The sequence below is a fragment of the Danxiaibacter flavus genome (genome assembly GCF_041060425.1).
Taxonomy (GTDB): domain Bacteria; phylum Bacteroidota; class Bacteroidia; order Chitinophagales; family Chitinophagaceae; genus Danxiaibacter; species Danxiaibacter flavus.
Genome location: NZ_JAULBC010000001.1, coordinates 1,457,182 through 1,469,118 on the forward strand (window position 1 = coordinate 1,457,182; position 11,937 = coordinate 1,469,118).

8 protein-coding genes are annotated in these 11,937 nt (G+C 41.6%); all 8 read left to right on the top strand.

Annotated elements, in window-relative coordinates; translation table 11 throughout:
- Positions 1 to 81 precede the first annotated feature (81 nt).
- The 8 genes from QTN47_RS05605 to QTN47_RS05640 all read left to right on the top strand — a co-directional run bounded on the left by QTN47_RS05605 (position 82) and on the right by QTN47_RS05640 (position 11,867).
- Positions 82 to 681, top strand: a complete 600-nt coding sequence (locus QTN47_RS05605) for an RNA polymerase sigma factor (protein ID WP_369328346.1) — start codon at positions 82 to 84, stop codon at positions 679 to 681.
- Positions 682 to 1,332: 651 nt separating this feature from the next.
- Positions 1,333 to 2,454 (top strand): FecR family protein, encoded by a 1,122-nt coding sequence (locus QTN47_RS05610; protein ID WP_369328347.1) that lies wholly within the window; start codon positions 1,333 to 1,335, stop codon positions 2,452 to 2,454.
- 175 nt (positions 2,455 to 2,629) lie between these two features.
- Positions 2,630 to 6,172: a TonB-dependent receptor gene (locus QTN47_RS05615; protein WP_369328348.1), complete on the top strand. Its 3,543-nt coding sequence runs from the start codon at positions 2,630 to 2,632 to the stop codon at positions 6,170 to 6,172.
- 21 nt (positions 6,173 to 6,193) lie between these two features.
- Positions 6,194 to 8,008, top strand: a complete 1,815-nt coding sequence (locus tag QTN47_RS05620; protein WP_369328349.1) for a RagB/SusD family nutrient uptake outer membrane protein — start codon at positions 6,194 to 6,196, stop codon at positions 8,006 to 8,008.
- A 200-nt stretch (positions 8,009 to 8,208) separates the two neighbouring features.
- Positions 8,209 to 9,630, top strand: a complete 1,422-nt coding sequence (locus QTN47_RS05625) for an arylsulfatase (RefSeq protein WP_369328350.1) — start codon at positions 8,209 to 8,211, stop codon at positions 9,628 to 9,630.
- Between the two features lie 107 nt (positions 9,631 to 9,737).
- Positions 9,738 to 10,622, top strand: coding sequence for an alkaline phosphatase family protein (locus QTN47_RS05630; protein ID WP_369328351.1), 885 nt, complete (start codon positions 9,738 to 9,740; stop codon positions 10,620 to 10,622).
- Positions 10,623 to 11,021: 399 nt separating this feature from the next.
- Positions 11,022 to 11,339, top strand: coding sequence for a YtxH domain-containing protein (locus QTN47_RS05635; RefSeq protein WP_369328352.1), 318 nt, complete (start codon positions 11,022 to 11,024; stop codon positions 11,337 to 11,339).
- 96 nt (positions 11,340 to 11,435) lie between these two features.
- On the top strand, positions 11,436 to 11,867 hold the full coding sequence (locus tag QTN47_RS05640) for a c-type cytochrome (protein WP_369328353.1): 432 nt from the start codon (positions 11,436 to 11,438) through the stop codon (positions 11,865 to 11,867).
- Positions 11,868 to 11,937: the final 70 nt, after the last annotated feature.

The following is an 11,937-nucleotide window of genomic DNA, read 5'->3' on the forward strand; positions in this document are numbered from 1 at the left end:
AAAAAGTTAATCGAAAATTCACAGTTTCGTTGCTGTAATATCAGTTTTGCTATATTTACTTTTCTAAATGCCAAACTAATAATGCCGTACTGTGAAGTCTTAGCGTTGTTGCAGCAAGGAGAGGAGTCGGCTCTTTCAGCATTGATGAAAGAGTTTTACAACGACCTGTACAACTATGCATATAAGTTTGCAAAGGATGATGCGCTTGTAAAAGATGCTATTCAGGAGGTTTTTATTGATCTCTGGCAACGCAGACACAACGCGGATAAAATAGTGTCCATTCGGTTTTACCTGTTAAAAGCAATAAAAAATACTGTTCTCAAAAGCATTGAAAAAAGAAAACGTTTTTTGGGTGAGTCAGATGTTGAACCGGCTGCATTTGAATCCGTTTTTGATGTTGAGAAAATTATCATTGAGCGGCAGGTGTCTGAAGAACAGGCAGCACGCCTGCGTCTGCTACTGGAACAATTATCTGCCAGGCAGCGCGAGATTATCTACCTTACTTTTTATCAACAACTTACTGCCGGTGAAATTGCCTTGTTGATGAACATTAACAAACAGTCCGTCTATAATTTACTTCACGAAAGCCTCCAGAAGCTGCGTTTATACTGGAAGCAGCAGCCCCTCAATGCCGGCGCGAATGCAGCGTGTGCGCTATTGGCGATGATGATCGCCAATTAATGGACAATTGAAAAGGGACAATTGAAAATGAAATGTCTGTTTCGTTAAATGCGTCATATAGAATGCTCGTAAATATTCTTATCTGGCGCATGTTCGGGAGACCTCTCCTGTCGTGCAAATGACAGATTTTATAAAAGTTACAATTTTTCCCGTAGCGAATTAAGCTCAATAGAAATGATTGAATCGAGAACCTAATAGTCCGTTAGGACTTTAACCAACAAACGGGTTAATGTCCTACGGACAAAAGAAGCATAAATTATTGGCTTTTCTATTGAGCTTAAAGCCCTACGGGCTATCACACCAGGCTTACTGTCATTACCTTTTTGGTTGTGGTTAACCCAATTTTCCGGTCGAGGAGACGATGCGGTTGCAAGCTTGCACATTATGAGGTACATGTTATCCGTGCTGTTGTGATTACTTTTTCCGATGAGCCAGGATAGAAATATCGACGATAGGAGATATCTACACTAAACAAATGTCCTTCATTGTCAATTGTCCATTTTCAATTGTCAATTAAAAAAGTATTTCGCCGTGCCGCAATGTCTCCGTGGTTCAACATAAAAAACATCATCTTTTTTCAAAAAAAACTTTCGAAAAAGCCAGTAGAAAATTCAGATCAGGGGAACTCTTTGTCTAAAACCTGCATTTAGTATGAATGATTACCGGCAGTATACTGTAATGAATTTTGTAACGGACCCTGATTTTATGCGTTGGGTGAGATTTGGAAACCCTGCCGACGAACAATTCTGGAATAACTGGATAAATAATAATCCTGCCAGCAAAGAAATTGTAGAAGAAGCAAGGCTGCTTCTTTTGTCTGTAAAGACGAAGGAAAAAACAGCCGGCGAAGAAGAATTGCAGCAGGAAGTTGACCGGTTAATGGGTTCCATAAGAACATTTCCTGTTGAGCAAAAGGGTGTAGTGCGCGGAATGTTCGTGCAGCCGTGGATGCGAATAGCAGCATCCATAATTATTATACTTGGCTGCGCGATATCCGGCTATTTTCTATTCTCCGGTGGAAAGAAAAATAGCTATAGTTATGCCGATGTAGTTTCAGGTCATAACGACCTGATTGAAAGAATAAATTCAACCCTAAGTCCGCAAAAAATTCTATTGCCAGATAGCAGTAGCGTAGAACTTGCCGCCGGAAGCCGGATTAGCTACAGTGCCACTTTCGCGCGCAATGCAACGCGTGATGTGTATTTGTCTGGAGAAGGATTTTTTACCGTTACAAAAGATGCCAATCATCCCTTCCGCGTTTTCGCAAATGAAATAGTTACGAAAGTGTTGGGCACAAGCTTTATTGTAAAAAGTATTCAGGGAGAAAAAGACATTCATGTAATTGTGAAGACAGGTAAAGTGAGTGTTTACGCGCAGGAGAACGCATCAGCCAGCGAAACTGCTGCTCCCAAACAATTGGGTGGTATTTTGTTAACGCCCAATCAGCAGGTGATCTATTCAGTTGCGGAAAAGCATTTTGAAAAGAAATTAGTTGAAGCTCCTGAAGTTGTTACTTCTGATGAAACCAAAGTAAAGCAAGTGCAAAGTCTCGTCTTTGCAGATGCCCCTGTTGCCAGCGTGTTTGAACAAATGAAAACTGTCTATAAAATTCCCATCGTATACGACGCCGGGAAATTAAGCCACTGCACTATTACAGCAGATTGCTCAAATGAAAGTTTCTACAACCAACTGGATCTGATCTGCGCCGCCATCAACGCCAGATATGAAGTTAAAGATGGAGAGGTGGTTATCACGGCTCCGGGTTGTAAGTAACGGCCCTTCAAATTTATTCACCATTAAAACCAGCATATGTAAATAATATCACGCCCAATGAAATAAAAAAAGAAACCGGTATTGCGCCAACAACACCGGTATTCATTTAGCCCCGCCATGTGAAAAGAGGGGATCGTTTTGATCATCTAGTATTTAACCAAAACAATGTAAAGTTATGCAAAATGCAAAACTAGCCAAACAGCTAACTATTATACTAATGCGAGCCGGATTGCTGCCTTTATTATTGCTATTTATTTTGTGTGGTACAGCTTATGCTGATCACGTTGAAGGCCAACAGGTGTTAGACAAAAAAATTAAAGTTCAGGTAGAAGGTGCTGAGCTTAAAACAGTTCTTTCAAAATTGTCACAAATTGCCGAGGTAAAATTTGTGTACAGCGCACAGAAAATTCCCGTTCAGGCAATAGTAACGCTAGACGCCAATAATGAGCGCCTGGAAGAAGTGCTTGATAAATTGCTATCACCATTACAGATAGAGTATAAAGTAACGGGCAACCAGGTTGTCTTGATCAATAAAAATGCAGAAAGAGCTCCCGAGAGTAAACAGAAACTTACAAGTCCTGCAGAAAATATACTCAACGCCGCGTATGCTAACAATGTAAAAGGGCGTGTTACAGATGAAAAAGGAAATCCTCTGCAAGCTGCGTCGGTAATGGTGAAAGGAACCACCAGGGGTGTTACAACCAATGAAAATGGTGTGTTTACTATCAGGGCTGATGAGGGGGAAACGCTGGAAATTACCGCGTTGGGATATCAGCTCAATACAATTGTTGTTCCTGCCGGCAGTAATGATCTTTCAGTAATAATGAAAGCCGCTGAAAGCAGCCTGAATGAAGTGGTTGTTGTGGGTTACGGTACACAGAAAAAATCGAATATTACCGGCGCAGTAAACACGGTAAAGATGAAAGATGTAGTGGGCGACAGGCCTGTTACTTCCGTTAGCCAGGCATTGCAGGGTGTAGTTCCCGGCTTGCAGGTAACATATGGTTCAGGTGAGCCGGGCGCAAGAACTGATGTGAACATACGCGGTATGACCAGCATTAACGGAGGTAGTCCGCTGATATTAGTTGATAACGTTCCTGTACAAGATCTAAGCCTTGTTAACCCGAACGATATTGAAAGTGTTTCTGTATTAAAAGATGCTGCATCTGCTTCAATTTATGGCGGCCGTACAGCATACGGTGTGGTTCTTATCACAACTAAAAAGCCAATTGGTGATAGAAAAACAAGGTTTGAATATTCAAACAATTTTGCATTCAGCCAGGCTACAGATATACCAAAAAGTGCCACACCACTTCAAACGTTACAAATGTTTAAAGATGCCGGCGGCATTACTTATTGGGGTGAAGCGCAGGATCTTGACAAATGGATCGGTTATCTGAATGATTATAATAAAAATCCATCCCTGTATCCAAACGGTGTGGTAATAGATAACTCCAAGCACTACTGGCTAAAAGAAAACAATGAAGCCAAAGATCTTTTCAGAACAGGATTTGCTCAAACGCATAACATTGCGATGAGCGGCGGTTCTGCAAGAAACTCTTACCGGCTGGCATTGGGGGCAACAAATTCAGATGGAATACTATCAAGCAAGAAAGATAGTTACAAACGTTACAACGTAACATCTTTTGTAAATTCAGATATTGCAAAATGGTTAACTGCCCAATTGAATTTTGGCTATACCAATTCAGAAAAAAGTTTTCCGATCACATCATATCCTGCGGGGATCTTTGGTAACATTGCCAACATACCTTCTTTCGCACCAATTGGATTTGATTCGGCGAACAACAGGCCATTTGCCACGCCGAGAAATTTTACAGATCTGGCTTCTACCAGCAATGCAAAACTGAATGATATAAGAGCTACAGGACGGATCATTTTAAAACCAATGGCCGGACTTACTATTACCGGTGAATATACTTTCGATAGACTGACAAGCGATTCAACAGCGTTTGATAAGAAGTTCCTTGTAACTGATGTAAGTACTTATCTGCCGGCCACTTCAATAGCCAACTCCGTATTTACAAAAGCAAATTCCTTTACCAACTATAACTCAGTAAACTTGTTTGCCAATTATGACAAACGTTTTGATGATCATAACCTGAGTGTGATGGTTGGTTATAACCAGGAATTCAGTCATACTGAGTTGTTCTATTCACAGATGACCAATATGATCAACGATGATCTGCCTTCACTTTCCCAGGGTACCGGTGTTTTGAAATCACAGGACTTTTATACGGAGTATGCAGTGCGTGGTTGGTTTGGCCGTATTAACTATGCTTATAGGAACAAATATTTGTTGGAAGCAAACGGCCGCTATGATGGTTCTTCCAAGTTTCCTCCCAATCATAAATACGGGTTCTTTCCTTCTTTCTCTGCCGGATGGCGCGTAAGCGAAGAGAATTTTATGCAGGTACTGAAGCCTGTTTTATCAGAGTTGAAACTTCGCGGATCATGGGGTGAGATTGGCAACCAGGCTACGATCAACAGCAGTGGTTATCCGTATTTCCCTAATAACTATCCTTATGTTCCGCAAATGTCTGCCGTATATTCTAACTGGGTAGCCAATGATGCGGTATATACTACGCTCACTACACCGGCATTGGTTAGTTCAAACTTTACCTGGGAAACGGTAAGAACACTCAACCTGGGTTTAAATGTTGGCTTGTTTAAAAACAAATTGCAGGCTTCGTTTGATGCTTATCAACGTCAAACGCTTGGAATGCTTGCTCCGGGAGCGGCTTTGCCATCTATATTGGGAACATCAGCTCCAAGGCAAAATGCCGCTAACCTGAAAACCAAAGGTTGGGAGCTGGAAGCATCCTGGAAAGATAATATCGGTAAAATATCTTACTCAATCGGATTTAACCTGTATGATACAAAAGCACAGATAACCAGCTATAATAATCCAACAAAATTGCTGCAGGACAAAGATGGCAACTATATGTACTATGCCGGCCAGCAGGTTGGTGAAATCTGGGGCTACACAACTTCGCGCTATTACACTGAAAATGATTTTGCTGAAGGTACGCTTGATGCAAACGGTAAGAACGGTACATTAAAAGCAAATGTGCCTTTTGTTAACGGCTATCCGAAACCGAATCCTGGTGATGTGTTGTATGTTGACAGAGATGGAAACGACACCATTAAAACAAATACAAATACGGCAAACGATCCGGGCGATAGAAGTATCATTGGTAACACAACACGTCGCCTGCAATTTGGTATTAACGGAACAGTTGCATGGAAAGGATTTGATTTCTCGTTCTTCGTGCAAGGCATTGGTAAACGTGATCTGTGGTTAAATAATTCACTTATTTTTCCTTATGCTAACGGAAGGTTTAGTAACATTTTTGCCTCTCAAACCGATTACTGGATGCCCGATCGTCCCAATGCTTATTTCGCACGTTTATATGATGAAGGACTTGGTAATACCAGCGCTAACCGTATGACCCAAACCAAATACCTGGTTAATGGTGCTTACTGGAGATTGAAGAACGTAACGCTGGGTTACACCTTGCCTTCTGCATTACTAAAACGGGTGCATCTTGAAAAGTTAAGGGTATTTGTCAGTGGTGAAAATCTGTTCACCCGCAAGCATGTGCCGTCAGGTGTAGATCCGGAAAGTGCAGACAAAGGCTACGGCGTTGGCTATCCTTTCATGAAAATGTATTCATTCGGCGCAAACCTTACTTTTTAACGCACTTAAATCATTCTATACATGAAACGTTCACTAATCATATTAGCCGCAGTTATACTTGTTTTAAGTGGGTGCTCAAAAACTTATCTTGACAGATATCCACTTGATCAGCAAACAGAAGTTACAGCCTTCAAAACAAGCGATAATTTTAAAACATACGCGTGGGGATTGTATGGTACTGCTTTTGTTGGATACGGAAATGATAATGGCGGAGCTGATGATCCTGCTCTGTTATATGGCGATCGCAATTCAGATAATATGGGTTATGGCACAGCAGATAACTCAAATGCCTGGGCGCTGCAAACAGTTGTTGTTCCCAATTCAGGTGGTGTTCCTTCAACCGGTGTATCATGGGATTTTTCTTACATACGCAGCGTTAACCTGATGCTGGATAATGTTGATCAGTCTGCCATGACGCAGACCGATAAAGATCATTGGAGAAGTGTTGGTCTGTTGTTCAGATCCGTTCGTTATATGCAATTGTTATCAGGCTATGGGGATGTGCAATGGGTTGAACATGTAGTAAAAGATAGCGATAAAGATATTCTGTACGGTAAAAGAGATCCGAGAGATACAGTTGCTGCAAGAATATTAAGAGATCTAAAATGGGCAGAAAGCCACATCAAACCAAATGGTGATGGTCCTAATACTATTAATCAAAACGTAGTAAGAGCCATCATCAGCCGTTTTGGCTTGTTCGAAGGTACATGGCGGAAATATCATGGCCTGCAGGGTGCTCAGACATATCTCCTGGCAAGTATTGATGCATCAGCGCAGTTGTTGGCCGCATTTCCTGCTATCAATCCAAGTTATGATCTGTTGTTTAACTCAGAAAGTCTCGCAAATGTTCCCGGTGTTATCTTGTATAAAGCTTATGCTGTAAGCCAGCGTACACACGGTATGACGCGCTATTCAAGAACATCTTCCTGGAATTATGATCTTACAAGAGACGCTGTTGAAAGCTATCTATGCTCCGACGGTAAACCTGTTAAAGCGAGTGCTGATTATAGCGATTCAACGATGTACTCCGAATTTCGTAAGCGTGATCGTCGCCTGTACTACACAGTAATTCCACCGTACCGGGTTGTGACAGCTAACGGTAATGCTACCTGGTCTCACACCGGGAATGTAGCAGACAGGGAGTTTATTGATACAATGAACAATATCCGCGGGGCAAGTTCTAAAGCGTTACCTGTTTCTAACTGGAGCTCATTATACGTCGATGCGATCCCGCACTTTAGAGGTACGGGCGCTGCGTTTGTCGCATCAAGACTGGGTTATTATTTCTGGAAATTCTACAACACAACAACACCTACTGATGCGACCAATAATACAACAGATTGTCCTGTTTTACATATTGAGGAAACTATGCTGAACTATGCAGAAGCGATGTATGAAATGGGACAGTTTAACCAGGGCGTAGCAGATCAGACAATTAACAAGCTTCGTGCAAGAGCAAATGTGGCGCCAATGCAAGTGGCTGATATCAGCGCTTCATTCGATCCGGCAAGAGATGCTTCTGTAAATCCCGTGTTATGGGAGATACGAAGAGAGCGTCGCGTCGAGTTGATGGGAGAAGGCTTCCGTTTTGATGATTTAAGAAGATGGAACAAGTGCAACTATATCAATCAGCATTCTCAATTGGGCGTTCGTGTTAAAAGATCCGATTATCCTGCCAATGTGGTGAAAATATACCAGAATGCAGATCAGGGATATGTACAATATTTCCAGGATGCAACAACTAAAACATGGCCGGATTATTATTACCTGCATCCGTTGCCGTTAAATGATCTTACACTTAATCCAAACCTGGTACAAAACACAGGCTGGAAATAACGACGAAACAAATACCGTTCAGCCGAACAATTTTCATAGCAGTTAGTGTTTAGAAGAGCGGTACTGTTTCTTAGTTTTTCTCGTAGTTAAAACAGGTAACCGATTTAAATCAAACGGTTGCCTGTTCTTTTATCTGGTTATTTCATTTTCTTTGATATTTAGTCTCAGAACAATCGTTTTGCACATCTTAAAACTTGCGCATGAAAAGGATGTATTTGTTAGCCGCGTCTATGCTGATATTAGCACACCTCGGCCTGCTTGCTCAATCACCCGCAAAAAAGCCCAATATTATTTTTATTCTCGCCGATGATTTGGGATATGGAGATATTGGCCCGTACGGACAAACAAAAATAAAAACGCCTCATTTGGATCAGCTTGCTGCTGAGGGCATGAAGTATACTCAATTCTATGCTGGCACATCTGTATGTGCTCCTTCACGTTCGTCACTAATGACTGGCTTGCATACAGGCCACACATATATTCGTGGTAATAAAGAAGTACAGCCTGAAGGGCAACAACCTATTCCTGATTCTGCAATCACAGTGGGAGAAGTAATGAAACAGGCTGGTTATACAACTGGTATTTTTGGTAAATGGGGACTTGGTCCCGTTGGTAGCGAAGGCGATCCGCTAAAGCAGGGCTTTGACAGATTTTACGGATACAACTGCCAACTGCTGGCACACAGATATTATCCTACACATATTTGGGATAATGATACAAAAGTTGATCTTGATGGTAATGATAACCTGCTTCAGGCAAAGACTTATGCTCCTGAAATGATTCAGCAAAAAGCATTGCAGTTTTTGGATGACAACAAGTCCAAACCATTCATGTTATTCCTTACCTATACTTTGCCGCATGCAGAGCTACTTGCACCCGACGATAGCATCTTTCTTGAATACAAAGGAAAGTTTGATGAGAAGCCATACAAGGGTAATGATTATGGTCCAAAGGCAAACAAAGGAGGTTATACTTCACAACAATATCCTCACGCCATGTTTGCTGCAATGGTTACAAGGCTGGATGTGTATGTAGGACAGGTAATGAATAAATTGAAGGCCCTGGGAATAGATGATAATACACTGGTGATCTTTACAAGCGACAATGGTCCGCATCTTGAAGGCGGCGCTGATCCCGATTTCTTCAACAGTGGTGGAGGGTTGCGCGGATATAAAAGGGATTTGTATGAAGGCGGTGTGAGGGAACCGTTTATTGCCAGGTGGCCGGGTAAAGTAAAAGCAGGTACAGTGAATGATTATGCAGGAGCTTTCTGGGATGTATTGCCCACGTTTGCGCAAATAGCAGGAGTACAGGCACCTGCAAACACAGATGGAATTTCATTTCTCCCTTCACTATTACAGAAAAAACAAAAGCAGCATGATTACCTGTATTTTGAATTTCATGAGAATGGCGGCACACAATCGGTGAGAAAAGGGAAGTGGAAGGCAGTCCGTTTAAACGTGTTTGATAAAAACAAGACATCAGTTGAACTATACGATCTTTCAAAAGATCCCGCAGAAAAAAATAATATAGCTTCCTCAAACCCCACCAGGGTACAGGAGCTTACCAAATTGATGGATCAGTCACACGTCGAATCCTCGATATTCCCGTTTGAGAAATAAAGTCCATAAAACCATTCGTCGCTCTCTCTAATAAAGAAGGTGCGAGAAAAATAAACCTGCCTGCGTTAACGTACCTCGTGCCTGATGCCGGTTGTAACTCAAATATTATGAAGAAAATCATCCTGTCGCTTTGTTCGCTCTTTTGTTTGCATTTTTGTTTCGCGCAAATTAAAAATGTAAAGCACGTAGTGCTTATTGGTTTTGATGGATTTGGTGCGTATAGCTTTGATAAAGCGGATATACCCAATATCCGAAACGTGATGAATAGTGGCTCATGGAGTTTGCATGCCCGTTCCGTATTGCCTTCTTCAAGCGCTGATAACTGGGCGAGTATGTTAATGGGTGCAGGTACAGAACTGCATGGCTATACAGAGTGGGACAGTAAGAAGCCGGAGTTGCCGTCACAGCAGCTCGATCAGTTCAATATGTTTCCTTCGATCTTTACCTTGTTAAAGGAGCAAAAGCCAGCTGCAGAAACCGGCGTTGTTTATGAATGGGGAGGCATTGGTTACCTGTTTCCTCACAATGCGGTAAGTTTTTCATTGCATGCCGAGGGGGATAGTAATACGCTTGTGAAATCCATTGATTACATCAAATCTAAAAAGCCCTTGTTCACCTTTGTTCATTTTTCTGATATAGATGGTGTTGGTCATAATATAGGGCATGGTACACCTGAATATTATCAGCAGGTACATAAAAGTGATAAATATGTTGGTGAGATTATGCAGGCACTTGACGACGCCGGCATGAAAGAAAATACGATTGTGATCATCAGTGCCGATCATGGTGGAATTAATAAAGGCCATGGAGGCAAAACGCTACAGGAGGTAGAAATACCGTGGATAATTGCGGGACCGGGCGTAAAAAGCAATAACGAGGTAAAGGAAAGCATTATGACTTATGACACAGCTGCAACGATAGCGTATATTCTTGGGTTAAAAACTCCCCAGGTGTGGACGGGGCGCAATGTTGCGGCTGCATTTAAAAAGTAGACGGTTTTACGCAGTGAACGCAAAGAAGCGGCGACGCGACGGAACTACCTTTGGCCGTTACCTGTCTTTTTGGGTTTGGGTGAATGAATTCGTTAACATCCCCAATATAGAAGGATGGTTGCAATAGTGGGGAATTTCTTCATCTATAATCACCGCCTGTCAATTAGAAATCCCGGGAACGAACAATTTTGCGGTTTGAGGGTTTATATAGAAGGCTGAGGCGGTGTAAGCCGGCATTAATAACACCAAAGCCGCGCAGCAATTTAATCCGGAGTTCCCCTTGTTTGACTCTTTTGTAAATATTTTTGCATTTTGCCGGTTTAAAGCATTAAGGGTTTGGCAAGGTTATTGGAAAATTGGATATAAACGAAATTGTATAACCTAAAAAACTTAAATACAATGAGTGCAAAACAAATCTTAATCGGAACTATCTCCGGCCTTATTGCAGGTGCAGTTGTAGGTTTAATGGTTGCTCCCGCTTCAGGCGCTGAAACTCGTCAGAAAATTGCCGACTCTGCTGATGATCTGAAAAAGAAATTAAAAAGAATGAAGAGAAGGGCAGGCACTGAACTATCAGATCTGGAAGAAGTATTTTCAAATCAGGTCTCCGGACTGAGAGATGATGTAAGAGAAAAAATTCTTAAGCTGATCGCTCAGGGTAAAGAAAGCTACAACAACCTACGGCAGGAAGCTTCTTCTAATACTAGTATGAGTTAAAGAAAGAAAATATTTTTTTTGAGAGCCTGATGCAATATTGGGCTCTTTTTTTATATTTACTTCTGTAACACTTATTTTACTCCTTAAAACATTACTATGCTTTTGAGAAACAAAAGAAAACTGCTTGTATCTCTCGGAATAGCCTCGGTTGTCATCACCGGCGTTGCATTTAATAAACCTCAGCAGGGTTTTAAAAATGTAAAAGTCTTGTCGAACGATATTTCTCATGATAGCCTTATTGCTGTTATGAAAGAATTCAATAAATCTTTGGGCGTAAAATGTGGTTTTTGCCACGCTCCGCGCAAAGATGATGCTTCAAAACTTGATTTTGCCAGCGACGAAAAAATGGAAAAAGAAGCAGCGCGCCACATGATCAAAATGACGCGCGATATCAATTCCAACTATTTTAATTTTAATGGTTCGGCACAACCGGATACCATCCAGGTTGTAGGTTGCATTTCATGCCACAGAGGAGATCCTCATCCAAAATACCGCGAACTGTATGTTCCGGAAAAAGAGCAGCAATAGTTCAAACAAGCATATTTCGAAGAGCCACTTATTTCAAGTGGCTCTTGTTTTTTGTGTTGTAACCTCCGGC